The sequence below is a fragment of the Pseudomonas putida genome (assembly GCF_016406145.1).
Classification (GTDB): domain Bacteria; phylum Pseudomonadota; class Gammaproteobacteria; order Pseudomonadales; family Pseudomonadaceae; genus Aquipseudomonas; species Aquipseudomonas putida_E.
Genome location: NZ_CP066306.1, coordinates 4,572,165 through 4,594,992, shown reverse-complemented (window position 1 = coordinate 4,594,992; position 22,828 = coordinate 4,572,165). Strand labels below are relative to the sequence as shown.

Annotated in this window: 25 protein-coding genes; 17 read left to right on the top strand and 8 right to left on the bottom strand. The window is 62.3% G+C overall.

The genetic code is table 11. The features are described 5' to 3' along the window. Positions 1–3: 3 nt before the first annotated feature. The 3 genes from JET17_RS21205 to JET17_RS21195 all read right to left on the bottom strand — a co-directional run bounded on the left by JET17_RS21205 (position 4) and on the right by JET17_RS21195 (position 2,968). The gene (locus JET17_RS21205) at positions 4–1,683 is read right to left on the bottom strand and encodes a ShlB/FhaC/HecB family hemolysin secretion/activation protein (protein WP_012315983.1); all 1,680 of its coding nucleotides are present in this window, start codon (positions 1,681–1,683) and stop codon (positions 4–6) included. A gap of 160 nt (positions 1,684–1,843) precedes the next feature. Further along, positions 1,844–2,398, bottom strand: coding sequence for a L,D-transpeptidase family protein (locus JET17_RS21200; RefSeq protein WP_012315982.1), 555 nt, complete (start codon positions 2,396–2,398; stop codon positions 1,844–1,846). An 18-nt stretch (positions 2,399–2,416) separates the two neighbouring features. Beyond that, positions 2,417–2,968, bottom strand: coding sequence for an NUDIX hydrolase (locus tag JET17_RS21195; RefSeq protein ID WP_012315981.1), 552 nt, complete (start codon positions 2,966–2,968; stop codon positions 2,417–2,419). 126 nt (positions 2,969–3,094) lie between these two features. On the opposite strand from JET17_RS21195, the gene JET17_RS21190 reads away from it, so the two are divergent. The 5 genes from JET17_RS21190 (at position 3,095) to purT (ending at position 6,238) form a co-directional block, all read left to right on the top strand. Continuing rightward, entirely contained in the window at positions 3,095–3,694 is a 600-nt protein-coding gene (locus tag JET17_RS21190) for a CoA pyrophosphatase (RefSeq protein ID WP_012315980.1), read from the top strand. Between the two features lie 41 nt (positions 3,695–3,735). Continuing rightward, on the top strand, positions 3,736–4,260 hold the full coding sequence (locus JET17_RS21185; protein WP_012315979.1) for a gamma carbonic anhydrase family protein: 525 nt from the start codon (positions 3,736–3,738) through the stop codon (positions 4,258–4,260). Next, positions 4,253–4,453: a DUF1289 domain-containing protein gene (locus JET17_RS21180; protein ID WP_012315978.1), complete on the top strand. Its 201-nt coding sequence runs from the start codon at positions 4,253–4,255 to the stop codon at positions 4,451–4,453. Before JET17_RS21185 ends, JET17_RS21180 begins: the two co-directional genes overlap by 8 nt. A gap of 59 nt (positions 4,454–4,512) precedes the next feature. After that, positions 4,513–4,980, top strand: a complete 468-nt coding sequence (locus tag JET17_RS21175; protein ID WP_012315977.1) for a VUT family protein — start codon at positions 4,513–4,515, stop codon at positions 4,978–4,980. 76 nt (positions 4,981–5,056) lie between these two features. Further along, positions 5,057–6,238 (top strand): formate-dependent phosphoribosylglycinamide formyltransferase, encoded by a 1,182-nt coding sequence (gene purT / locus JET17_RS21170; protein WP_012315976.1) that lies wholly within the window; start codon positions 5,057–5,059, stop codon positions 6,236–6,238. 77 nt (positions 6,239–6,315) lie between these two features. Here purT and JET17_RS21165 read toward each other — a convergent pair whose 3' ends face one another. The 3 genes from JET17_RS21165 to JET17_RS21155 all read right to left on the bottom strand — a co-directional run bounded on the left by JET17_RS21165 (position 6,316) and on the right by JET17_RS21155 (position 9,921). Beyond that, positions 6,316–7,617: an MFS transporter gene (locus JET17_RS21165; RefSeq protein WP_012315975.1), complete on the bottom strand. Its 1,302-nt coding sequence runs from the start codon at positions 7,615–7,617 to the stop codon at positions 6,316–6,318. Positions 7,618–7,896: 279 nt separating this feature from the next. Then, positions 7,897–9,102: a transporter associated domain-containing protein gene (locus tag JET17_RS21160; RefSeq protein WP_012315974.1), complete on the bottom strand. Its 1,206-nt coding sequence runs from the start codon at positions 9,100–9,102 to the stop codon at positions 7,897–7,899. A 9-nt stretch (positions 9,103–9,111) separates the two neighbouring features. Then, entirely contained in the window at positions 9,112–9,921 is an 810-nt protein-coding gene (locus tag JET17_RS21155; protein WP_012315973.1) for a cytochrome C assembly family protein, read from the bottom strand. A gap of 295 nt (positions 9,922–10,216) precedes the next feature. On the opposite strand from JET17_RS21155, the gene ffh reads away from it, so the two are divergent. The 6 genes from ffh to JET17_RS21125 all read left to right on the top strand — a co-directional run bounded on the left by ffh (position 10,217) and on the right by JET17_RS21125 (position 14,273). Continuing rightward, on the top strand, positions 10,217–11,593 hold the full coding sequence (gene ffh / locus JET17_RS21150; protein ID WP_012315972.1) for a signal recognition particle protein: 1,377 nt from the start codon (positions 10,217–10,219) through the stop codon (positions 11,591–11,593). A gap of 235 nt (positions 11,594–11,828) precedes the next feature. Further along, positions 11,829–12,080, top strand: coding sequence for a 30S ribosomal protein S16 (rpsP, locus tag JET17_RS21145; RefSeq protein ID WP_012315971.1), 252 nt, complete (start codon positions 11,829–11,831; stop codon positions 12,078–12,080). A 5-nt stretch (positions 12,081–12,085) separates the two neighbouring features. Next, positions 12,086–12,622, top strand: a complete 537-nt coding sequence (rimM, locus tag JET17_RS21140) for a ribosome maturation factor RimM (RefSeq protein ID WP_012315970.1) — start codon at positions 12,086–12,088, stop codon at positions 12,620–12,622. Between the two features lie 3 nt (positions 12,623–12,625). Beyond that, positions 12,626–13,378 carry a tRNA (guanosine(37)-N1)-methyltransferase TrmD gene (gene trmD / locus JET17_RS21135; protein WP_008094486.1) on the top strand — a complete coding sequence of 251 codons (753 nt, stop codon included), beginning with the start codon at positions 12,626–12,628 and terminating at the stop codon, positions 13,376–13,378. Positions 13,379–13,420: 42 nt separating this feature from the next. Continuing rightward, positions 13,421–13,771, top strand: coding sequence for a 50S ribosomal protein L19 (rplS, locus tag JET17_RS21130; RefSeq protein WP_008094487.1), 351 nt, complete (start codon positions 13,421–13,423; stop codon positions 13,769–13,771). Positions 13,772–13,865: 94 nt separating this feature from the next. After that, positions 13,866–14,273: an acyl-CoA thioesterase gene (locus tag JET17_RS21125; protein WP_012315969.1), complete on the top strand. Its 408-nt coding sequence runs from the start codon at positions 13,866–13,868 to the stop codon at positions 14,271–14,273. Positions 14,274–14,277: 4 nt separating this feature from the next. Here JET17_RS21125 and JET17_RS21120 read toward each other — a convergent pair whose 3' ends face one another. Beyond that, complete coding sequence (locus JET17_RS21120; RefSeq protein WP_012315968.1) at positions 14,278–16,104, bottom strand: cation:proton antiporter; 1,827 nt, start codon at positions 16,102–16,104, stop codon at positions 14,278–14,280. A gap of 68 nt (positions 16,105–16,172) precedes the next feature. Here JET17_RS21120 and xerD point away from each other — a divergent pair, with 68 nt between their 5' ends. The 6 genes from xerD to JET17_RS21090 all read left to right on the top strand — a co-directional run bounded on the left by xerD (position 16,173) and on the right by JET17_RS21090 (position 21,831). After that, positions 16,173–17,069 (top strand): site-specific tyrosine recombinase XerD, encoded by an 897-nt coding sequence (xerD, locus tag JET17_RS21115; RefSeq protein ID WP_012315967.1) that lies wholly within the window; start codon positions 16,173–16,175, stop codon positions 17,067–17,069. Between the two features lie 152 nt (positions 17,070–17,221). Continuing rightward, a complete protein-coding gene (gene dsbC / locus JET17_RS21110; protein WP_012315966.1) occupies positions 17,222–17,983 on the top strand; it encodes a bifunctional protein-disulfide isomerase/oxidoreductase DsbC in 762 nt (253 codons plus the stop codon). Between the two features lie 82 nt (positions 17,984–18,065). Continuing rightward, entirely contained in the window at positions 18,066–19,370 is a 1,305-nt protein-coding gene (locus JET17_RS21105) for a homoserine dehydrogenase (RefSeq protein ID WP_012315965.1), read from the top strand. Positions 19,371–19,535: 165 nt separating this feature from the next. Then, on the top strand, positions 19,536–20,945 hold the full coding sequence (thrC, locus tag JET17_RS21100; RefSeq protein WP_012315964.1) for a threonine synthase: 1,410 nt from the start codon (positions 19,536–19,538) through the stop codon (positions 20,943–20,945). A 126-nt stretch (positions 20,946–21,071) separates the two neighbouring features. Further along, positions 21,072–21,470, top strand: a complete 399-nt coding sequence (locus JET17_RS21095) for a histidine kinase (protein WP_012315963.1) — start codon at positions 21,072–21,074, stop codon at positions 21,468–21,470. A 79-nt stretch (positions 21,471–21,549) separates the two neighbouring features. Then, positions 21,550–21,831 (top strand): DUF3509 domain-containing protein, encoded by a 282-nt coding sequence (locus JET17_RS21090; protein ID WP_012315962.1) that lies wholly within the window; start codon positions 21,550–21,552, stop codon positions 21,829–21,831. A 128-nt stretch (positions 21,832–21,959) separates the two neighbouring features. Here JET17_RS21090 and JET17_RS21085 read toward each other — a convergent pair whose 3' ends face one another. Further along, on the bottom strand, positions 21,960–22,820 hold the full coding sequence (locus tag JET17_RS21085; RefSeq protein ID WP_012315961.1) for a TIGR02285 family protein: 861 nt from the start codon (positions 22,818–22,820) through the stop codon (positions 21,960–21,962). Positions 22,821–22,828 lie beyond the last annotated feature (8 nt).

Below are 22,828 nucleotides of genomic sequence, written 5' to 3'. Positions count from 1 at the left end.
GAATCAGATGTTCAGGGCCCACTCAAGTACCCAGAATCCGGGTTCGAGCATCGGGCGCTGCAGGTCGCTGGCATAGAGGGCGCGCTGATAGTCCAGGCGCAGGCGGCTGTGCGGCAGGTTCACTTCGATACCCGCCGTGGCTCCTGCCAGCCGGCGCGGCGAGGCGCCTTGCGCCAGCCGTTCCCAGCCCAGGTCCAGGCCCAGGTAGGGGCGCACCGTAACCGGTGTAGTCCAGGGCAGTGGCAGCGGTTGGCTGAAGGTATTGCGCCAGGCGGCGGCGCTGGCGCCACTGTAGGTACGCAGGCGAAAGCCACGCACCGCCGAATCGTCGCTCAACAACATTTGCTCGACGGCCGGCAAGACATTGGTGCTGTACTGCAGGCCGAGTTCGCTTTGCCAGCGCCACGGCCAGTTCGCTGGCCCCTGGCGTAGGTGCAGCAGGCTGGCGCGGTATTTTCGAAAGTCGGGCTGCGGCGCAGCTGCGTGCTGAGCGGGTTGCTCGGCGCCCAGCCAGTGAGTGCCTTGGGCGACGCCGATGTAGGCGTTCCACAGGCCGTGGTCAAGCCAGAGCAGGTTGAGCCCGGCCTCCACGGTAGTCAGGGTGGGGCTCTGCAGGCCAATGACTGCAGAGCCGGCGCGGTTGATCAGTTGTTTGCGGTCCAGCCGGGCGCTGGCGCTGAGCATGCCGTGCTGGTTGCGCCAGAGCATGCGCTCGGCGCTGACGCTCTGGTAGCTGCTGTTGCCGTTGCTGTCGTGCCGCCCCTGCGGAATCGGCGCGTTGTAGCGCAGCAGGCCGACATTGAGCGCGAAAGTCCATGGGCCGTAGGGGATGCTGTAGTAGAGGGTGACGCCCTGGCTGCGCCCCGGAGCATCGATGACCGTTGTCGAAAGTGACAGGCGCAGGTCGTCGTTCAGGCCCGAGGGGCTGTCCACACCGATGCCGAGGTTCAGGCGGTTACGCCCGGTCAGCGGGCTGCCCCGGTTATCGAAGCGGCTGTCCAGGTGCCAACGGGAATCCACTTGGCGAGGCTGCAGCAGTACCCGGGTGCCGCCCTGCAGTTCGCCTGGCAACAGGTCGACACTGAGCTCGTAGGCCCGCAGGCGGTTGAGCTGGTCCAGCCCCTGTTCAAGGTCTGGCAGGTACAGGGGTTTGCCCAGCAGGTGGGGGAATGCGCTGTTCAGGGAGAGCGGCAGCTCGGCAGCAAGCTCGATCGACTCGACGAAGCCTTCGATGATGACGATGTCCAGCGGCGCGTCATGCTCTGGCGCTTGCCGCAGATAGGGGCGGCTGGCCGGATAACCGGCGTGCACGTAGCGCTGGGTGATGGCCTTGAGCACGCGGTTGATGTCGGCGATGCCCATGCAGGGCTTTATCAGCGTCTGGATGGCTGGTTCAAGCGCCTGTGCCGAAAGCTGTCGGTTGCCGGCCAGGCGAACGCCGGTGATCTCCCAGCAGCGGCTGTCGCTGGGTGGGTTCGGCGAGGGGGCGTCGCTGTTTTGCGCCGCTGGATGGCGCTGCCAGCGCTGCAGCCGCTGTTGCAGCTCGAGCTGGCGCAATGTTCGCTGTTGATCACGCAGTTGCAGGCTGGCAGGGTCGTCCGCCAATGCCTGCGGCATAGCCAGCAAACTCGTCATACAGCAGGCCAGCAGCCTGCTGGCGATGTGGCGGTATCGGGCTGGCATGGGATAACCCCGCAAATGGCGTACGGCCTGCGTACTCGTTTGCGTGGATGCTAAAAACTCTGCCAGTCGATTGGATGCAGTCTGCTGCCTACATGGCAGTAGGGCAAATGCTTAATTGAAGTGAGAAGGTTCCTACAGCCTCAATTGGAATGCCGGACTATCAGGGCCGAATCTCGATCAATGTTCCGTCTGGCACCAGGTCCCAGACCTCGCGCATGTCCGAGTTGCGCATGGCGATACAGCCGTCGGTCCAGTCAAGCGTATGGAAATACCATTCGGGATACTCGTCGTTGATCGGGGTGCCGTGGATCATGATCATACTGCCGGCACTCCAGCCCTCGCGTGTGGCTCGGGCGGCATCGCTGATATTCGGGTAGGTGATGTGCATGGACAGGTTGAAACGGTCGCTTTGCTTGCGCCAGTCCAGCCAGTACAGGCCCTCGGGAGTTTTTTTGTCGCCTTCGCGCTGCTTGGCGCCCTTGGGTTGCTTGCCCAGCGAGATACGGTAGGTTTTCAGCGGTTCGCCACGGCTGATCAACTGCAGGCGGCGCTCAGACTTGATCACCAGCACCTTGTCGATCAGTGGCTGCATGGCTGCCTGCGATTGCGACTGTGCCGGCAAAGGCGGCTGTGGCTTGCGAATGATGGTCTCGGTAAAGGCCGCCTGGGACACCGAGGTAACGCAAAGGCAGAAAAGGGCGAACAACCAGCGCATGAAGCGGTACCTGCAAGCTTAAGTGGTGGGCGAAACGTTCATCGGTGGCAGGTACTCATGGCCTATGGGGTAATGCTGCCCGATGCGGTCGCGATAATAGCATTCTAGTGTGCGTGTGACGGTCCGGAAAGCCAGCTCGCCCCACGGAATCTCGTGTTCGTCGAACAGCCGCACTTCCAGGCTTTCGACGCCGATGTCGAAGTCCAGGTCGGCCAGTTCGGCGCGGAAGAACACATGTACCTGGTTGATGTGCGGCAGGTCGAACAACTGGTACAGGGCCATCGGGCCGACCCGGGCGCAGGCTTCTTCGACAGTTTCACGGCGAGCGGCCTGGTCCAGTGTTTCGCCGTTCTCCATGAAGCCGGCGGGTAAGGTCCAGAAGCCGCGGCGGGGCTCGATGGCTCGCCGGCACAGCAGCACCTGGCTGCCCCAGACCGGCAGCACCCCGGCAACTATGTTCGGGTTCTGGTAGTGAATGGTCTGGCAATGATTGCAGACAAACCGCAGGCGGCTGTCGCCTTCGGGGATCCGCTGAATGACCGGCTGGCCGCACGCGCTGCAGAATTTCATGCTGTTCTTCCCTTGAGCCCAGGCTATCTTGGCGCGCCAGGCATGCCTGCCGCAAGCGTACAGGGCTTGGGTGCTTCGCGGCTTTGGTGCATCATGCAGGGCAGGCCTTGGAAACGAGAGTGCGCAATGCTGGACGAGCTACTTCGCCGAATGAGCAACCACCAACCAGCTTCACTGGAAACCGACCGACGGTTCCCCGAGGCGGCGGTCCTTTTGCCCATTACCCGCAGCGAAGCGCCCGAGCTGGTCTTGACCCTGCGTGCCAAGGGCCTTTCCACCCACGGCGGCGAAGTCGCCTTCCCCGGTGGCCGGCGCGACCCGGAAGACCCCGACCTGGTATTCACCGCGCTGCGCGAGGCAGAAGAAGAGATCGGCCTGCCGCCCGGCCTGGTGGAAGTACTTGGTCCCCTGAGCCCGCTGATTTCCCTGCACGGGCTGAAAGTGACGCCATTCGTCGGGGTGATCCCTGATTTCGTCGAATACCGCGCCAATGATGCGGAGATCGCGGCAGTATTCAGCGTGCCGCTCGAATTTTTCCGCCAGGACCCGCGCGATCACACCCACCGTATCGATTACCAGGGCCGCAGTTGGTATGTGCCCAGCTATCGTTATGGCGAATACAAGATCTGGGGGCTGTCGGCGATCATGATCGTCGAGCTGGTCAATTTGCTGTACGACGCAGGCATCAGCCTGCATCAGCCCCCCGAGCGTTATATAGAGATCTGAACGGGGCCCATCCCGTCGCCGCTGATACCTGAGGAGCGAGAATGAAATACCGCCTGGGCGACCTGCGGGTCGAGAGCCATGCCACCAGTTGGGCCGCACCCAATGCCATGCTGATTGGCAAAGTGCGCCTGCAGGCGCGCGCCAGTGTGTGGTTCGGCGCGGTGCTGCGCGGCGACAACGAGCTGATCGATATCGGCGAGGACAGCAACGTCCAGGACGGTACCGTGATGCATACCGACATGGGTTCGCCACTGACCTTGGGCAAGGGCGTGACCATTGGCCACAACGCCATGCTGCACGGTTGCACGGTTGGCGATTACAGCCTGGTCGGCATCAATGCGGTGATCCTCAACGGTGCGCGTATCGGCAAACACTGCATCATCGGCGCCAATGCACTGATCCCCGAAGGCAAGGAAATCCCCGATGGTTCGCTGGTAATGGGTTCGCCCGGCAAAGTGGTGCGAGAGCTGACCGAGCAGCAGAAGCGCATGCTCGAGGCCAGCGCCGCGCACTATGTTCACAACGCCCAGCGTTATGCGCGGGACCTGGTGGTGGACGATGAGTGAGTTGATCGCGACCGAGCGCCCGGTCGCTTCGCCCTGCGTGAGCATCTGCGCGCTGGACGAGCAGGATGTCTGCACCGGGTGCCAGCGCACTGTAGCGGAGATCGGTCGTTGGGGGCGGATGGATAATACCGAACGCCGGGCGGTGCTTAAGCTGTGCCATGAGCGGGCAGTGGCGGCCGGATTGATCTTGTAAGCGCTGCGGTTGACTTGAAAATCAGGTAATCTGTGCCGCTTGCCGGACGGTCACTGCCCATGTTCTTTCTAATCGCATACATCAGCAGCGTTGTACTGATCAACTTTGCCTTTTCCAGCGCCCCGCATCTGGACGTGATCTGGTCTGCCTGGGGCGGGCTGGTGTTCATCCTGCGTGACATGGTGCAGACCCGCTACGGCCATGGCGCGCTGATCGCCATGCTGATGGCCCTGGTGCTGTCGTATGTCACTTCCGAGCCGGCCATTGCCCTGGCCAGTGCCACTGCGTTCTTCGTTTCCGAGCTGATCGACTGGCTGGTGTTCAGCATCACCCGGCGCCCCTTGCGTGACCGCTTGTGGTTGAGCTCGGCATTGAGCATTCCGGTGGACACCTTCATTTTCTTCGGCATGATCGGTGCCCTGACACCGGCCGTGATCGGCACCGCGATGGCCTCCAAGTTCGCTGGCGTGACTGCGGTGTGGCTGGCCATGGCATTTCGTGCGCGGCGGGCTGCCGTCGCCGGCTGATGGTGTAGAATACGGGTCCTTTTTCAGCGGGCGGCGCTAAGACTGGCGCGGCCCCGGACGCCTTCGAGGACCTGAAATGACCCGTATCGGAACCCCATTGTCGCCTACCGCGACCCGTGTACTGCTCTGCGGCTGTGGCGAGCTGGGCAAGGAAGTGGTGATCGAGCTGCAGCGCCTGGGCGTCGAAGTGATCGCCGTGGACCGCTACGCCAATGCGCCGGCCATGCAGGTCGCGCACCGCAGCCACGTGGTCAACATGCTCGATGGTGTCGCCCTGCGCGCGGTGATCGAGGCTGAAAAACCGCATTACATCGTCCCCGAAATCGAAGCCATCGCCACCGCTACGCTGGTCGAGCTGGAGAACGAAGGCTTCAATGTCGTGCCGACCGCCCGCGCCACGCAGCTGACCATGAACCGCGAGGGCATTCGCCGCCTGGCGGCCGAAGAGCTGGACCTGCCGACCTCGCCTTACCACTTCGCCGATACCTTTGAAGACTATGCCAAGGCCGTGGCCGATGTCGGTTACCCGTGCGTGGTCAAACCGGTGATGAGCTCGTCCGGCAAGGGCCAGAGCCTGCTGCGCAGCGATGCCGACCTGCAGAAGTCGTGGGACTACGCCCAGGAGGGTGGCCGCGCCGGTAAGGGCCGGGTGATCATCGAAGGCTTCATCGATTTCGACTACGAGATCACCTTGCTGACCGTGCGCCATGTTGGTGGTACCACGTATCTGGAGCCGGTCGGTCACCGCCAGGAGAAGGGCGACTACCAAGAGTCGTGGCAGCCTCAGGCGATGAGCCCGAAAGCCTTGGCCGAGTCGCAGCGTGTGGCGAAGGCGGTCACCGATGCACTGGGCGGCCGTGGTTTGTTCGGCGTCGAGTTGTTCGTCAAGGGCGATCAGGTGTGGTTCAGCGAAGTCTCGCCGCGCCCGCACGATACCGGCTTGGTCACGCTGATTTCCCAGGACCTCTCGCAGTTCGCGCTGCATGCCCGTGCCATTCTGGGCCTGCCGATCCCGGTTGTGCGCCAGTTCGGCCCGTCCGCTTCGGCGGTGATCCTGCCTGAAGGCCAGTCGCAGCAGACCAGCTTCGCCAACCTCGGCGCAGCGTTGAGCGAGCCGGATACCGCGATCCGCTTGTTCGGCAAGCCGGAAATCAACGGCCAGCGCCGCATGGGCGTGTGCCTGGCACGTGATGAGTCGATCGAAGCGGCGCGGGCCAAGGCGACCCGTGCAGCGCAGGCGGTCAAGGTCGAGTTCTAAGCTGCAAGCTGCAAGCTGCAAGCTACAAGCTGCTAGGGGATGCCTTTTCTTGCAGCTTGAAGCTTGCAGCTCAAAGATCACAGCTCTGTATTGCGGGTCTCTTTCAGGCACAGCACAGCAATCAGGCTGATCACCGCCGCCACCGACACATACCCACCCACCCAGCTCAAGCCGCCCATGCTCACCAGTTTCTGGGCAAAGAACGGCGCCGCCGAAGCCCCCACGATGCCGCCCAGGTTATACGCCGCAGACGCGCCGGTATAACGCACGTGAGTAGGGAACAGCTCTGGCAGCAACGCGCCCATCGGTGCGAAGGTCACGCCCATCAAAAACAGCTCGATGGCCAGGAACAACGCTACGCCAGTAGTCGAGCCGGAGGTCAGCAAAGGCTCCATGGTGAAGCCCGAGGCCACCGCCAGCAGGCCGCCGACGATCAGCACCGGCTTGCGCCCGTAACGGTCGCTGAGCCAGGCCGACAGCGGCGTGGCCAGGGCCATGAAGACCACGGCGAAGCACAGCAGGCCAAGGAAGATTTCGCGGCTATAGCCCAACGTTGTGACGCCGTAGCTCAGCGAGAACACTGTCGAGATGTAGAACAGCGCATAGCACACCACCATGGCGGCGGCGCCCAGCAGGGTCGGCAGCCAGTACTTGCTGAACAGGTCGACCACCGGCATTTTCACCCGCTCGTGGCGGGCCACGGCCTTCGCGAACACCGGACTTTCCTCAAGCTTCAGGCGTACGTAGAGGCCTACCAGTACCAGCGCGGCACTGAGCAGGAACGGAATGCGCCAGCCCCACTCACGGAACTGCTCGTCGCTGAGCAGCAGGGCCAGGGTCAGGAACAGGCCGTTGGCCGCCAGGAAGCCGATCGAAGGGCCTAGCTGCGGGAACATCCCGAACCAGGCGCGCTTGCCCGCCGGCGCGTTCTCGGTGGCCAGCAACGCTGCGCCACCCCATTCACCGCCCAGGCCAAGGCCTTGGCCGAAGCGCAGCAGGCAAAGAATGATCGGTGCCCACACGCCGATGCTGTCGTAGCCTGGCAGTACACCGATTAGCGTGGTCGACACCCCCATCAGCAGCAGCGAGGCAACCAGCGTCGACTTGCGCCCGATGCGGTCACCGAAGTGACCGAACAGCGCTGAGCCCAGCGGGCGGGCAAGGAAGGCGATGCCGAAGGTAAGGAAGGCCGCCAGCATCTGCGCGGTGCCCGACCCGGACGGGAAGAACACCGGGCCGATCACCAGCGCGGCGGCAGTGGCATAAACGTAGAAATCGTAGAACTCGATGGCCGTGCCGATGAAGCTGGCGGTGGCCACCCGCGCGGGCGAGTTGACCGGCGCGGCAGGCGCTTGGGCATAAGTGCTGCTGGTTGTCATTAAGTAGGTCCCTAACAGTCTGGTCGTGCTCCATGGGCTTGGCCCGCAAAGGTATGCACTGGCCAGCAAAGGGCAAGTACGGTTCGCGGACGCCGGAGCGTATTGTTCTTTTGTTCGCCCGACTGACGATAGCCCAAGAGGGATAGGGGCGGGAGCGGGCACTGTTCGGGGTGATGAAGCAGGACCGCAGGGCGCGTCAGTGGAGCGCACTGGCCGTGTGGCGCCGGGTGCGGGTAGCGGGCGGGACGGCAGGGCTGGGTAAGCGTGACCCGAGTATAGCTAGCGGGTCACGGTCCACACCAGCACCTTGCTGGCGCAATTGTCTTCTGTTTCGAGGATTTCCAGGCGATAGCGGCCGATTTTCAGGCAAACAGCGCTTTCCGGGATGCTTTCCAGAGCCTCGGTGACCAGCCCGTTCAGGGTCTTCGGCCCTCCGTCGCTGGGCAGGTGCCAGCCGAGGGTGCGGTTTATTTCCCGCAGGGAAGCGGCGCCCTCGATGACGAAGGTACCGTCGGGCTGTGGGTGTACATGGGGGTTGTCGAGGCTGTGCTCTTCCTCGAACTCGCCGACGATCTCTTCGAGTATGTCCTCCAGCGTGACGATACCCAGTACCTCACCGTATTCGTCTACCACCACGCCCAGCCGACGCTGCTGCTTGTGGAAGTTCAGCAGCTGCAATTGCAGGGGGGTGCTTTCGGGGACGAAGTAGGGCTCGTAGCAGGCGCTGTGGAGCTTCTCCAGCGTCAGCTCGGCCTTGGGCAGCAGGTGGCTGATCAGCTTGGTGTTGAGGATGGCTTCTACCTGGTTGATGTCGTTGTGGTAGACCGGCAGGCGCGTGTGGCGGCTGAGGATCAGCTGCTCGATGATGCGCTCGATGGGCTCATCCAGGTTGATGCCATCGACCTCGTTGCGCGGCACCAGAATGTCGTTGACGGTGACCTTGTCCAGCGAGTGCAGGCCATCGAGCAGGCCGTGGCGCGGCATGTCTTGGTCTTCATCCTCGGTAAAGTCATCATCTGCCTGCGGGTGCAGGGCCACTGCGGTGGGCGGTACGCGAAACGGCCGCAACATCAGCTTGGCGCAGCCGTCCAGCAGGCAAGCCAAGGGTTGCACCAGCGCCAGTGGGAGCTTCAGCAGGCTGGCGCCCAGGCTGATGAAGGCCAGCGGGTTGCGCCGAGCCAGGCGCCGCGGCAGGTATTCGGCGAACACCAGCAAGCCAGAGGTTGCGGCCAGGCCGGCCAGCCAGAAACCGTGCTCGCCGTTGAGGCGTTGGCCGATCAGGCAGGCCAGGCCCAATACCAGAAGCTTGCCCAGGCTGGCGCACAGCACCAGGGCCTGGGCTGGCAGTACCGCTTGCCCGTCATCGCCGGGGCGCAACGAGCCGTTGAGTTGCAGGCGGGCGGCATCCACCGCGGTGAAAAGCGCTGACCAGAGCAGCGCCAGTGCCAAAGTGCCGAGTAGCGGAGCGTACGGCAGGGTGTCCATGGGCGACCGTCAGATATGCAGGATGAATTCGCGGACCAGCTTGCTGCCGAAATAGGCCAGCATCAGCAGGCAGAAACCGGCCAGTGTCCAGCGGATCGCCTTGTGGCCACGCCAGCCCAGCCGGGTGCGGCCCCACAGCAGTACGCTGAAGACGATCCAGGCCACGCAGGCCAGCAGGGTTTTGTGTACCAGGTGCTGGGCAAACAGGTTGTCCAGGAACAGCCAGCCAGAGATCAGCGACAGCGACAACAGGCACCAGCCCGCCCAAAGGAAGCCGAACAGCAGGCTTTCCATGGTCTGCAACGGTGGGAAGTTGCGGATCAGGCCGGAAGGGTGCTTGTTTTTCAGTTGGTGGTCCTGCAATAGCAGGAGCAGTGACTGGAACACCGCAATGGTGAACAGCCCATAGGCCAGGATCGATAGCAGGATATGAGCGAGGATCCCCGGCTCTTCATCGATCAGCGGAACGGTGCCGGGTGGGGCGAACTGGGCCAGCAGGGCCGTGATGGCGCCGAGCGGGAACAGCAGGACCAGCAGGTTTTCCACCGGTATGCGCAGGCAGGCCAGCAGGGTCAGGGTGATCACCGCCACGGCGATCAGGCTGGCGGCGCTGAAGAAGTCCAGGCTCAGGCCCAGCGGAGTGATCAGCTGAAAGAAAAGCGCGCCGCTCTGGGCGATCACGGCGAGGGCGCCGAGCAGGCCGAGCAGCCGTTTGTCGGCTTTGCTCGACTGGGCCAGGCGCGAACCCTGATAAACGGTCGCTGCTATATATAGGCCGGCGGCGATCAGGTTGGGGATGAGGCTGGGTGAGGAGACCATAAGTCCTGGTGGGCAAGCCTTAAAGAGACGGAGTTTGGCATAGATCGCGCTGGGGGGGCTAGTGAGCTGCAAGCTTCCGGCTGCAAGCTGCAAGCGAAGGCAGATTCGTGCGGGGGCGGGATTTTCTGATGGTTTGCGGCTTGAGGCTTGCGGCTTGAAAGTTGCCGCCGGGAAGCCGAGGTGTGCGCCGCCGCCGCTCTTCGCTATAATCGCCGCCTTGCTGTGCCCAGCGCGTGTGCATATTCACCTGGGCGCCTGACAAACCTCGGCTTTTACTTGGCCTGAAAGGATCACCATGTTCGAAAACCTGACCGACCGCCTGTCACAGACGCTGCGCCATGTCACCGGCAAGGCCAAGCTGACTGAAGACAACATCAAGGATACGTTGCGCGAAGTGCGCATGGCCCTGCTCGAGGCCGACGTTGCCCTGCCGGTGGTCAAGGATTTCGTCAACAGCGTCAAGGAGCGTGCGGTCGGCACCGAGGTGTCGCGCAGCCTGACCCCGGGCCAGGCGTTCGTGAAGATCGTCCAGGCCGAGCTGGAAAGCCTGATGGGCGCGGCCAACGAAGACCTCGCGCTCAATGCCGCCCCGCCTGCCGTGGTGCTGATGGCCGGTTTGCAGGGCGCGGGCAAGACCACCACCGCCGGCAAGCTCGCGCGCTTCCTCAAGGAGCGCAAGAAGAAGAGCGTGATGGTGGTTTCGGCCGACGTTTACCGCCCGGCAGCGATCAAACAGCTGGAAACGCTGGCCAACGACATCGGTGTGACCTTCTTCCCGTCCGATATCAGCCAGAAGCCTGTGGCCATTGCCGAAGCGGCGATCCGCGAAGCCAAGCTCAAGTTCATCGACGTGGTCATTGTCGATACCGCCGGCCGTCTGCACATCGACGCCGACATGATGGACGAGATCAAAGCGCTGCATGCTGCGGTCAAGCCGGTCGAAACCCTGTTCGTGGTCGATGCCATGACCGGCCAGGATGCCGCCAATACCGCCAAGGCCTTCGGTGAAGCCCTGCCGCTTACCGGCGTGGTGCTGACCAAGGTCGACGGTGATGCCCGTGGCGGTGCCGCGCTTTCGGTACGTGCCATCACCGGCAAGCCGATCAAGTTCATCGGTATGGGTGAGAAAACCGAGGCCCTTGAGCCTTTCCACCCGGACCGTGTGGCGTCGCGCATCCTCGGCATGGGCGACGTGCTCAGCCTGATCGAGCAGGCCGAGCAGACCATCGACAAGGCCAAGGCCGACAAGCTGGCCAAGAAGCTCAAGAAGGGCAAGGGCTTCGATCTCGAAGACTTCCGCGATCAGCTGCAGCAGATGAAGAACATGGGTGGCCTGGGCGGCCTGATGGACAAACTGCCCAGCATCGGCGGGGTAAATCTGTCGCAGATGGGCAATGCTCAGGGCGCGGCAGAGAAGCAGTTCAAGCAGATGGAGGCGATCATCAACTCCATGACCCCGGCCGAGCGTCGCGATCCTGACCTGATCAGCGGTTCGCGCAAGCGCCGGATCGCCCTGGGTTCCGGTACCCAGGTGCAGGACATCGGGCGGCTGATCAAGCAGCACAAGCAGATGCAGAAGATGATGAAGAAATTCTCCTCCAAGGGCGGCATGGCCAAGATGATGCGCGGCCTGGGCGGGATGCTGCCTGGTGGCGGCATGCCGAAGCTGTAACCCTTATTCCGGGCGCTTGTCTCTTGAAGGATGAGCGCTCAGAACCCCCGCTGCGGCGGGGCAACGGCCACGCAATACGTGGCTCAACCGGCAAATCTGGACGGCAGGGCGAGGCCTTGTCGAAAAAGTCATTTGCAAATGTCCGTGTATTCCCCGAGAATATGCGGCCTTTTGGGCACCCGTGTGCCTATTTGGCATTCAGATTTGCAGCACCGACTATAGGAACGATGTTCACATGGTAACCATCCGTCTTGCCCGTGGCGGCTCGAAAAAGCGCCCTTTCTACCACCTGACCGTGACCAACTCGCGTAACGCCCGTGACGGCCGTTTCGTTGAGCGCGTAGGTTTCTTCAACCCGATCGCTGCTGGCGCTGAAGTCAAGCTGTCGGTCAACCAGGAGCGCGTCAGCTACTGGCTGAGCCAAGGCGCACAGCCGTCTGAGCGTGTTGCTCAGCTGCTGAAGGACGCTGCCAAGGCCGCTGCCTGAGCAATATGAACGCGACGCCAGAAAAGGCTGACGACCTCATCGTCGTTGGCAAGATTTTTTCGGTTCACGGCGTTCGCGGCGAGGTGAAGGTGTATTCCTTTACCGATCCGATTGAAAACCTGTTGGATTATCCACGCTGGACGCTTCGGCACGAAGGCAAGGTAAAGCAGGTCGAGCTGGTCAGCGGTCGTGGCTCCCAAAAGGGTCTGGTCGTTAAACTGAAAGGCCTCGATGATCGTGATGAAGCGCGTCTTCTGAGCGGCTTCGAAATCTGCATCCCGCGGAGCCTTTTGCCCAACCTGGCCGCAGACGAGTACTACTGGTACCAGCTGCAGGGCCTGAAGGTCATCAACCAGGACGAACAGCTGTTCGGCAAGGTCGATCACCTGTTGGAGACCGGTGCGAACGATGTAATGGTGGTCAAACCCTGCGCAGGCAGCCTGGATGATCGCGAGCGTCTGTTGCCCTATACGGCGCAATGTGTGCTGGCAATCGACCTGGAAGCAGGCGTGATGCGGGTTGAATGGGACGCGGACTTCTAAACGATGGGTAACCTTCGCGTAGACGTCATCACGTTGTTCCCCGAGATGTTCTCGGCCATCACTGAGTACGGCATTACCAGCCGCGCGGTAAAACAGGGGTTGCTTCAGGTGACCTGCTGGAACCCGCGGGACTACACCACAGATCGCCACCATACAGTGGATGATCGGCCGTTTGGCGGTGGCCCGGGCATGGTGATGAAAATCAAGCCTCTGGAAGACGCCTTGGTTAGCGCCAGGCAAGCGACCGGAGCATCGGCAAAGGTGATTTACCTTTCGCCGCAAGGCCGCAAGCTGACTCAGCAAGCGGTCAAAGGCCTGGCCGAACAGGAATCGCTGATCCTGATCGCCGGTCGTTATGAAGGCATCGACGAGCGTTTTATCGAGGCTCATGTCGATGAGGAGTGGTCGATTGGCGACTATGTGCTTTCCGGTGGCGAGCTGCCGGCCATGGTACTGATCGATGCGGTTACACGGCTGCTGCCCGGAGCTTTAGGGCATGTGGACTCGGCGGAGGAAGACTCCTTCACCGACGGTCTGCTCGATTGCCCGCACTACACCCGACCTGAGGTGTATGCGGATCAGCGTGTTCCCGACGTGTTGCTAAGTGGCAACCATGCACACATCCGGCGTTGGAGAATGAAGCAGTCCCTTGGTAGGACCTTCGAACGACGCGCCGATCTTCTGGAAAGTCGCTCGCTTTCTGGAGAAGAGAAGAAGCTGCTCGAGGAATATCTCCGCGAGCGGGACGATAGTTAAACGTATCGATGGTGGATCACGTATCCATCTTAGGAGCACAGCATGACCAACAAGATCATCCAGCAGCTCGAAGCCGAGCAGATGAGCAAGGAAATCCCGACCTTCGCACCAGGCGACACCATCGTCGTTCAGGTTAAAGTGAAGGAAGGTGAGCGTTCCCGTCTGCAGGCGTTCGAAGGCGTCGTTATCGCCAAGCGTAACCGCGGCCTGAACAGCGCCTTCACCGTGCGCAAAATCTCCAGCGGCGTTGGCGTTGAGCGTACCTTCCAGACCTACAGCCCGCAGATCGACAGCCTGGCCGTGAAACGTCGTGGTGACGTGCGTAAAGCCAAGCTGTACTACCTGCGCGACCTGTCCGGCAAAGCCGCTCGCATCAAGGAAAAACTGTCCTGAGTACAGTTTGCCCGGTGGCCTTGGCCGCCTAGCGAGAAAAAAGCAGCCTTCGGGCTGCTTTTTTGCGTTTTGAAACCCGAAAGAAGTGACGGACATGACTAGCCGAGATCAGGAAATTCAGCGCCGCACCGAGTTGTCGGTGACCCGCGTGACCAAAGCGGTGTTCCCCAACACCACCAACCACCACAACACCTTGTTCGGCGGGACTGCGCTGGCCTGGATGGACGAAGTGTCGTTCATCGCCGCTACGCGCTTCTGCCGGCTGCCACTGGTGACCGTGTCCACAGATCGTATCGATTTCAAGCACCCGATCCCGGCAGGCTCGATCGTCGAGCTGGTGGGGACGGTGATCAAGGTCGGCAACACCAGCTTGCAGGTTCAAGTGGACGTATTCGTCGAGAACATGTACCTGGATGGGCGCGAGCGGGCAATCCATGGTGTGTTCAGCTTTGTCGCCATCGACGAGGACAAACGCCCGGTGCCGGTGTTGCCACAAGCCTGAGGGCTCAACCCGGTGCGGCAGTCGTCTCGGTGACGGGGGCCGGTTCCACCAGCGCCACCAGGGTCCAGCCAGGTTGCGGCGCAAGCGGGTTCTCGGGGCTTGATACATGCACCCAGCCCTGGGCATCCCGGGCAAACAAAAGATGTGCGCGCTCGCCATGCAATGCCTGGTAATTGTCCCAGTCGAAGCCCTCGGTAAGGTTGGTGCTGTACAGTTCCGCGCCATGATGCAGCCGATTGGCCATTTGCTGGTAGGTCATCGGGCTTGAGCCCAGCAGTTGGCCACGGTGCTCTTCGCTGGCCCGGTGTTTGTCGCTGCGCTGCTTCTCCAGGCCGCTGGCAAGCACATACAAGCGGCCGTGGCCGAAGTCATGACGAAAGCGCGCACAGGCCAAGGCGTTGATCTCCCCGGCAGGCGACAGCCCCAGCAAGTGGCCGAGGCCTACGAGGTCCAGGTGCGCGTCGGCATGCTGCGAGGCCGGGTTGCCAAAGTAGGTCGGCAGCCCCTCCATGCGCGCCGCACGAATGTTTTCCCAGCTCGAATCGGTCAGCAACACACGGCAACCCAGTTGCTGCAGTGCTTTGCCGATGGTGCGTGCGGGTTGGTTGGCGCCGACGATGAGAAAACCGCTGGGCGCCGGCTCCGCCACCTTGAGCAGGCGCGCCAGGGGGCGCGCCGTAGCGCTCTGCAGCACGACAGTGCCGATGATCACGGCAAAGGTGAGCGGCACCAGCAGCAGCGCGTCCTGATGCCCGGCCTCATGCAGGCGGATGGCGAATATCGCCGACACTGCGGCGGCGACGATACCGCGTGGTGCGATCCAGGCCAGCAGGGCCCGTTCCCGCCAGTTCAGGGACGACCCCAGCGTCGACAGCAAAACATTCAGCGGCCGCGCCACCAACTGGATCACCAGCAGCAGTGCCAGTACGGCCGGGCCCAGCCCCAGCAGGGCATGCAAATCGAGCCGCGCGGCGAGCAGGATGAACAGGCCGGAGATCAGCAGTACGCTGAGGTTCTCCTTGAAATGCAGGATCTGCCGTACATCGACGCCACGCATGTTGGCCAGCCACATGCCCATTACCGTCACCGCCAGTAGCCCGGACTCGTGAACGATCTGGTTGGCGGCGATGAAAATACCCAGTACGGCGGCCAGCGACGCCAGGTTGTGCAGGTATTCCGGCAGCCACTGCTCGCGCATGATCTGCCCCAGTAACCAGCCACCGGCGGCGCCCAGGGCGCTGCCGCAGAAGATGACCCCGGCAAAGGTGCCCAAGCTCTGGCTCAGGCCATTGCCATCGGTGCTGGCGATGATAAAGCTGTACACCACGACGGCGAGCAGGGCACCGATCGGGTCGATGACGATGCCTTCCCAGCGCAGGATGTTGGCAATGGTCGCTTTCGGCCGTACCACGCGCAGCATGGGCACGATGACCGTAGGGCCTGTCACCAGGGTCAAGGTGCCGAACAGGATCGCCAGCGGCCAGTCGAAACCCAGCAGCCAGTGTGTCGCCAGGGCGATCACCAGCCAGGTCGACAGGGCGCCGACAGTGACCAGGCGGTGCACCACGCTGCCGATGTCTCGCCATTGCGAGAGGTGCAGGGTCAGGCTGCCTTCGAACAGGATCAGTGCCACCGCCAGTGACACCAGCGGCATCAACAGTGGGCCAAACAGCGCTTGCGGGTCGAGCCAGCCGAGCAATGGGCCGACCGTTATGCCGGCCAGCAGCAGGAAGAGAATTGCTGGCAGCTTCAGGCGCCAGGCCAGCCACTGGCAGGCAAGGGCGGCGGCACCGATACCGCCCACACTGAGTAGGATCTGCTGTTCGTTCATGCGGGCTCCCTATGCCGGCGTTGTTATGAAAGACTAAGCGTCATTTCGTCGTTTGCCACCGAGTTTTCATGCCAGCCCTTGACCACCCCTTGATCGACCAGTTCCTTGATGCCCTGTGGCTGGAAAAAGGCCTTTCAGACAACACTCGCGTCTCTTATCGCAGTGACCTGGCGCTGTTCAACGGCTGGCTGCAGGATCACGGCCTGGCCTTGCCTGCCGCCGGTCGGGAGCTGATCCTCGATCACCTGGCCTGGCGTCTGGATCAGGGTTACAAGCCGCGTTCCACTGCGCGTTTTCTCTCAGGTCTGCGTGGCTTCTTTCGCTACTTGCTGCGGGAAAAGCTCATTGCCGTCGATCCAACCCTGCAAATAGAGATGCCGCAGTTGGGCAAGCCCTTGCCCAAGTCTTTGTCGGAAGCCGACGTCGATGCCCTGCTGCAGGCTCCGGACCTTGGCGAAGCCATTGGCCAGCGCGACCGTGCCATGCTTGAGGTCCTGTACGCCTGTGGTCTGCGCGTTACCGAACTGGTCAGCCTTGCTCTGGACCAGGTGAACCTGCGCCAGGGCGTGCTGCGGGTGATGGGCAAGGGCAGCAAGGAGCGCCTGGTACCGATGGGCGAAGAGGCGGTGCTGTGGCTGGAGCGCTACCTGCGTGACGGGCGCGTCGAGCTGCTCAACGGGCGCCCGAGCGATGTGCTGTTCCCCAGCCTGCGGGGTGAACAGATGACCCGTCAGACCTTCTGGCACCGCATCAAGCATCACGCCCGGATTGCCGGCATCGACAAGCCGCTGTCGCCGCACACCTTGCGCCACGCTTTCGCCACCCATCTGCTCAACCACGGTGCGGACCTGCGCGTAGTGCAGATGCTGCTGGGGCACAGCGACCTGTCGACCACGCAGATCTATACCCATGTGGCCAAGGCCCGCCTGCAGCAACTGCACGCTCAGCACCATCCGCGTGGATGAATGTTTTTCATGTTCCGCCGGCCGGTACTCGCAGCCCCCTTCACGGGTAGCGTGTTGTGGTAGGCTTGGGCGGTTTGCACCAAGGGCCGCACGGTTGCCGCGTTTTTGCGCAGGTGACACCCTCCGGCCCCTGTCCGCCCTCAGGAGTTCCCATGCGCGTGACCCAGATTTTCGCCGCCGCCGCGTTGGCGCTGGCCAGTACCTTTGCCGTTGCTGCGGCGACCGACAGCAATGCCGCTGCCGAGCAGGCGATTCGCAAGTCGTTGCAGAACCTTGAGCTGGAAGTGCCGGTCGAGAGCGTGGCCAGCAGCCCGCTCAACGGCCTGTATGAAGTCAAGCTGCAGGGCGGCCGTGTGCTGTACGCCAGCGCCGATGGCCAGTTCGTGATGCAGGGCTACCTGTACCAGATCCAGGACGGCAAGCCGGTAAACCTGACCGAGAAGACCGAGCGCCAAGGCGTAGCCAAGCTCATCAATGGCATTCCAGCCGCCGAGATGGTGGTTTATCCTGCCAAGGGCCAGACCAAGTCGCACATCACCGTGTTCACCGACACCACCTGCCCGTATTGCCACAAGCTGCACGCCGAAGTGCCAGAGCTCAACCGTCGCGGTATCGAAGTGCGCTATGTCGCCTTCCCGCGCCAGGGCCTCGGCTCGCCGGGTGACGAGCAGTTGCAGGCCGTGTGGTGCTCCAGTGACCGCCGCGCAGCGCTGGACAAGATGATCGACGGCAAGGAAATCAAGGCTGCCAAATGCGCCAACCCGGTCGGTAAGCAGTTCCAGCTGGGCCAGTCGATCGGCGTTAACGGCACGCCGGCGATCGTGCTCGAAAACGGCCAGGTGATTCCAGGTTACCAACCGGCACCGCAAGTGGCCAAACTGGCCCTGGCCGGCCAGCAGCAGGCCGCCAAGTAAATCATTCAGTACGCCGTCGTCATGGGGTGACGGCATGTTTCACGGTCGGCGCAGGTGCCGGCCGTTCAATGGGGAGTTCACAGTGAAACCGGTCAAAGTAGGCATCTGTGGGTTGGGGACCGTCGGTGGCGGTACCTTCAATGTACTTCAGCGCAACGCCGAGGAGATTGCCCGCCGTGCCGGGCGCGGTATTGAAGTGGCACAGATCGCCATGCGCTCGCCTAACCCGAACTGCCAGATTACCGGTACCCCCATTACCGCTGATGTGTTCGACGTTGCGAGCAACCCGGAGATCGACATTGTCATCGAGCTGATCGGTGGATACACCATCGCTCGCGACCTGGTGCTCAAGGCCATCGAAAACGGCAAGCACGTGGTGACTGCCAACAAGGCGCTGATCGCCGTACACGGCAACGAAATCTTCGCCAAGGCCCGTGAGAAGGGCGTGATCGTTGCGTTCGAAGCCGCAGTGGCAGGTGGCATCCCGGTGATCAAGGCGATCCGCGAAGGCCTGTCGGCCAACCGTATCAACTGGCTGGCCGGGATCATCAACGGCACAGGCAACTTCATTCTCACCGAAATGCGTGAAAAAGGCCGGGCCTTCCCCGATGTGCTGGCCGAAGCCCAGGCGCTGGGTTATGCCGAAGCCGACCCGACTTTCGACGTCGAAGGTATCGATGCTGCGCACAAGCTGACCATCCTGGCGTCCATCGCCTTTGGTATCCCGCTGCAGTTCGACAAGGCCTACACCGAAGGCATCACCCAGCTGACCACTGCCGACGTGAACTACGCCGAAGCCCTGGGCTACCGCATCAAGCACCTGGGTGTGGCCCGTCGCACTGCAGAAGGCATCGAGCTGCGCGTGCACCCGACGCTGATCCCGAGCGATCGCCTGATCGCCAACGTCAATGGCGTGATGAACGCCGTGATGGTCAATGGCGATGCGGCAGGCTCCACCCTTTACTACGGCGCAGGCGCCGGCATGGAGCCCACCGCTTCCTCGGTGGTCGCCGACCTGGTCGACGTGGTCCGCGCCATGACCTCCGACCCTGAAAACCGCGTGCCGCACCTGGCCTTCCAGCCGGATTCGCTGTCGGCGCACCCGATCCTGCCGATCGAAGCCTGCCAGAGCGCCTACTACCTGCGTATCCATGCCAAGGATCACCCAGGCGTGCTGGCTCAGGTGGCGAGCATCCTGTCGGAGCGCGGCATCAACATCGAGTCGATCATGCAGAAAGAAGTCGAGGAACAGGACGGCCTGGTGCCGATGATCCTGCTGACCCACCGTGTGGTCGAGCAGAGCATCAACGACGCCATCGTTGCTCTTGAAGCCTTGCAGGACGTGGTCGGCAAGGTCGTGCGCATCCGCGTCGAACAGCTCAACTAAGCGGCAAGCTTCAAGCTGCAAGCTGCAAGAAAAAGCAGTTCGGTGTTGAGGCTTCTAACAGTTTAAATTTGCGGCAAGGGCAGTGCAGAGCGTAAGAAAAATGCCGAACAGCTTTTTCTTGGCGCTTTCAGCTTGCAACTTGCCGCTCAAACCGAAGGTTTGCATATGCGCTATATCAGCACCCGCGGCCAGGCACCGGCCCTGAATTTCGAAGACGTCCTGCTGGCTGGCCTGGCCAGCGATGGCGGCCTGTACGTGCCAGAGAACCTCCCACGCTTCACCCAGGAAGAAATCGCTTCCTGGGCAGGCCTGCCGTATCACGAACTGGCCTTCCGTGTGATGCGCCCGTTCGTCGAGGGCAGCATTGCCGATGCCGATTTCAAGAAGATCCTGGAAGAGACCTACGGCGAGTTCGCCCACGCCGCGGTCGCTCCGCTGCGCCAACTGAACAGCAACGAGTGGGTTCTTGAGTTGTTCCACGGCCCGACGCTGGCCTTCAAGGACTTCGCCCTGCAGCTGCTTGGTCGTCTGCTTGATCACGTACTGGCCAAGCGCAACGAGCGCGTGGTGATCATTGGCGCCACCAGTGGCGACACCGGCTCTGCCGCCATCGAAGGCTGCCGTCGCTGCGACAACGTCGACATCTTCATCCTTCATCCGCACCAGCGTGTGTCGGAAGTTCAGCGCCGCCAGATGACCACCATCTTCGGCGACAACATTCACAACATCGCCATCGAGGGCAACTTCGATGACTGCCAGGAGATGGTCAAGGCTAGCTTCGCCGACCAGTCGTTCCTCAAAGGCACCCGCCTGGTCGCAGTCAACTCGATCAACTGGGCGCGAATCATGGCCCAGATCGTCTACTACTTCCACGCTGCCCTGCAGCTCGGTGGCCCGGCGCGTTCGGTGGCGTTCTCGGTGCCGACCGGCAACTTTGGCGACATCTTCGCGGGCTACCTGGCACGGAACATGGGCCTGCCGGTCAGCCAGCTGGTGGTTGCCACCAACCGCAACGACATCTTGCACCGCTTCATGAGCGGCAACCAGTACGTCAAGGAAACCCTGCACGCGACCTTGTCGCCGTCGATGGACATCATGGTCTCGTCCAACTTCGAGCGTTTGTTGTTCGACCTCCATGGTCGCAACGGTGTGGCTATCGGCGAACTGATGGCCAACTTCAAGCAGGGCGGCGGTTTCAGCGTCGACCAAGACCGCTGGACCGAGGCGCGCAAGCTGTTCGACTCGCTGGCAGTGAGCGACGAGCAGACCTGCGAGACCATCGCCGAGGTCTTCGCCAGCACAGGTGAGGTGCTCGACCCGCATACCGCGATCGGCGTAAAGGCCGCGCGCGAATGCCGTCGCAGCCTGGATACCCCTATGGTGGTGCTGGGCACTGCGCACCCGGTCAAGTTCCCTGAGGCCGTAGAGAAGGCGGGCGTCGGCAAGGCGCTGGAACTACCTGCGCACCTGAGCGACCTGTTCGGCCGTGAGGAGCGCTGCACGGTTCTGGCCAACGACCTCAAGGCAGTCCAGGCCTTCGTCAGCCAGCACGGTAATCGCGGCAAGCCGCTTTAATCGTGATGAAAGGGGCCGCTGCGCGGCCCCTTTTTTAGACTTTTCCCTGGTTTCATTCAGATTTTTCCTATGTAAAACGCGTTAAGCGCTGCATACAGTGGCCCGTCCTTCCCTCAGGAGCGGCTCATGCATCAGCCCTACGTGTTGATTCACCAGGCTCGGCCTTCCCACCAGATTCTCCTGCATCAGGCGTGCAATGCCCTGGGCGTTTTCGATGTGCGCATCACCCATGATCTGGTTGACCTCAATGCCTGCCTGGCACGCAAGCGCGGTGCCGATCTGCTGATCCTCGACCATGCGATGAAAGGCGGCCAGGCCCTGCTCGAACGCCTGGAGCGCAACCGCTGTTCACGCGCCTTGCTTTTCGTCGGCTGTGCCAGCAAGCACCGGCCCAACCTTGCCGAGCAAGCTCGCGAGCGTGGCCTCTGGGTGCTGGCCGACCTGCCGTGGCCGCTGCCGGTGCGGCGCTGGCAACAGGCCTTGCAGCGTATTCAAACGGTCACATCACCCACGCATGCTCATTGAAACAGCTGAGGCGTAACGAACTTTCCGCTGCGCTTGCTGGTCAGTTCCTTCATATACCACCACGCAGCGAGTGATCCGGATGGAAAGAATCTGCAGACTGCTTAATGACGCCCTGAGCCCCTATCAGACCCAGCTTGGCACCGCCGATGCCAGTGGTAACCGGCAACTCACCGTTTTCGACAGCCTCGGTGGCATTACCTTGCGCCGAACGGTCAGCCAGCGCCAGTTGCAGGAGCAAAGCCTGCTGATCGACCTCGTCGATGGCCTCCACCGTGACTTGCAGATAGCCGAAGGGCGCCTGCAGCCCTGTGTCATCGCGGCGTTGCAGCAACGCCAGCATCCTCCGGGAACCTTTGCCTGAGTGGTGCATCAGAGACAGTAGGGCAGCCAGCCAGCACACAGCTCCGGTGATGGCGGGTTGTCACGGGAAGTCCATGAGGACTTTCGATTGGCCCCGGGCGTCCTCCCCAGCGTCCCGGGGTTTCTTTTTTATCGCCCTTCAAAAAAATGCTTGCTCTGTTCCAGGTATTCTTCTTGCAGCTCCGGATCCAGCCATTTGGCGTAAAGCGCTGGCAGGGTGTCCCGGCGTAGCGGGGGCAGCAGTTGGTCTATATGCGCGACCGCCGCTTGCCCCAAGGGGGAATCGGAGCAGCCCACATGCAGGAACTGGTAGCGGTTCACCCCTTGTATCGGGTGAAACTGGTACTCATCGAGCGAGCCGCCTTGCTGCTGGATCAGGTAGCGCACTTCCGGCCAGTAGCCGAGCACCAGTTGCAGGCGCCCGAGGCGCTGCATCTGCAGCAGATTGGCAGTGGCATCGTTACCATAGTGACGGCTGAGGACTGCGTCGGGGAGCTGGTGCAGGATCTCGTCGATCTGTGTGTTGTAGCTGCGTCCGGCGACGATCCCAAGCTTCAGTTGGGTGTCGCTCAACAAGCGTTTGAGGTCAACCTGCGCACCATCCAGAAACGGTGCCAGCAGAGATCCGGCTTGCTTGCGTACGACCAGGCCACCGCTCATCGCCCCCAGCACCGGTTCGGAGAAATGCACGAACTTCGCGCGCTCGGGTGTCCACAGCATGGTCGGATCGCAGGTGAAGCTGGTAGGGTCCTGCAGCATCTGTATGCCGCGCGCCCGAGTGACCCGCACGATGTCGTGGTCGTACTCGGGCATCTGTTCGATCAGCAGCGCCAGCATCCGGTCGATCGCACCTTGGCCCTTGGCCGCACCCTCCAGGATGGTGAAGGGCGGCAGGTCGCGGACCAGCCATACCAGGCGTTCCTTGGCCTGCACTGGCGCGATGGCCATGGCGAGCAGCAGCCCGCACAGCAGGGACAGGAACGCGCGCACGGGCGGGG

What these genes read in the sequence shown, in the direction of transcription:
- JET17_RS21205 (WP_012315983.1), bottom strand. Translation starts at nt 1,683, where the DNA reads ATGCCAGCCCGATACCGCCACATCGCCAGCAGGCTGCTGGCCTGCTGT.
- JET17_RS21200 (WP_012315982.1), bottom strand. Translation starts at nt 2,398, where the DNA reads ATGCGCTGGTTGTTCGCCCTTTTCTGCCTTTGCGTTACCTCGGTGTCC.
- JET17_RS21195 (WP_012315981.1), bottom strand. Translation starts at nt 2,968, where the DNA reads ATGAAATTCTGCAGCGCGTGCGGCCAGCCGGTCATTCAGCGGATCCCC.
- JET17_RS21190 (WP_012315980.1), top strand. Translation starts at nt 3,095, where the DNA reads ATGCTGGACGAGCTACTTCGCCGAATGAGCAACCACCAACCAGCTTCA.
- JET17_RS21185 (WP_012315979.1), top strand. Translation starts at nt 3,736, where the DNA reads ATGAAATACCGCCTGGGCGACCTGCGGGTCGAGAGCCATGCCACCAGT.
- JET17_RS21180 (WP_012315978.1), top strand. Translation starts at nt 4,253, where the DNA reads ATGAGTGAGTTGATCGCGACCGAGCGCCCGGTCGCTTCGCCCTGCGTG.
- JET17_RS21175 (WP_012315977.1), top strand. Translation starts at nt 4,513, where the DNA reads ATGTTCTTTCTAATCGCATACATCAGCAGCGTTGTACTGATCAACTTT.
- purT (WP_012315976.1), top strand. Translation starts at nt 5,057, where the DNA reads ATGACCCGTATCGGAACCCCATTGTCGCCTACCGCGACCCGTGTACTG.
- JET17_RS21165 (WP_012315975.1), bottom strand. Translation starts at nt 7,617, where the DNA reads ATGACAACCAGCAGCACTTATGCCCAAGCGCCTGCCGCGCCGGTCAAC.
- JET17_RS21160 (WP_012315974.1), bottom strand. Translation starts at nt 9,102, where the DNA reads ATGGACACCCTGCCGTACGCTCCGCTACTCGGCACTTTGGCACTGGCG.
- JET17_RS21155 (WP_012315973.1), bottom strand. Translation starts at nt 9,921, where the DNA reads ATGGTCTCCTCACCCAGCCTCATCCCCAACCTGATCGCCGCCGGCCTA.
- ffh (WP_012315972.1), top strand. Translation starts at nt 10,217, where the DNA reads ATGTTCGAAAACCTGACCGACCGCCTGTCACAGACGCTGCGCCATGTC.
- rpsP (WP_012315971.1), top strand. Translation starts at nt 11,829, where the DNA reads ATGGTAACCATCCGTCTTGCCCGTGGCGGCTCGAAAAAGCGCCCTTTC.
- rimM (WP_012315970.1), top strand. Translation starts at nt 12,086, where the DNA reads ATGAACGCGACGCCAGAAAAGGCTGACGACCTCATCGTCGTTGGCAAG.
- trmD (WP_008094486.1), top strand. Translation starts at nt 12,626, where the DNA reads ATGGGTAACCTTCGCGTAGACGTCATCACGTTGTTCCCCGAGATGTTC.
- rplS (WP_008094487.1), top strand. Translation starts at nt 13,421, where the DNA reads ATGACCAACAAGATCATCCAGCAGCTCGAAGCCGAGCAGATGAGCAAG.
- JET17_RS21125 (WP_012315969.1), top strand. Translation starts at nt 13,866, where the DNA reads ATGACTAGCCGAGATCAGGAAATTCAGCGCCGCACCGAGTTGTCGGTG.
- JET17_RS21120 (WP_012315968.1), bottom strand. Translation starts at nt 16,104, where the DNA reads ATGAACGAACAGCAGATCCTACTCAGTGTGGGCGGTATCGGTGCCGCC.
- xerD (WP_012315967.1), top strand. Translation starts at nt 16,173, where the DNA reads ATGCCAGCCCTTGACCACCCCTTGATCGACCAGTTCCTTGATGCCCTG.
- dsbC (WP_012315966.1), top strand. Translation starts at nt 17,222, where the DNA reads ATGCGCGTGACCCAGATTTTCGCCGCCGCCGCGTTGGCGCTGGCCAGT.
- thrC (WP_012315964.1), top strand. Translation starts at nt 19,536, where the DNA reads ATGCGCTATATCAGCACCCGCGGCCAGGCACCGGCCCTGAATTTCGAA.
- JET17_RS21095 (WP_012315963.1), top strand. Translation starts at nt 21,072, where the DNA reads ATGCATCAGCCCTACGTGTTGATTCACCAGGCTCGGCCTTCCCACCAG.
- JET17_RS21090 (WP_012315962.1), top strand. Translation starts at nt 21,550, where the DNA reads ATGGAAAGAATCTGCAGACTGCTTAATGACGCCCTGAGCCCCTATCAG.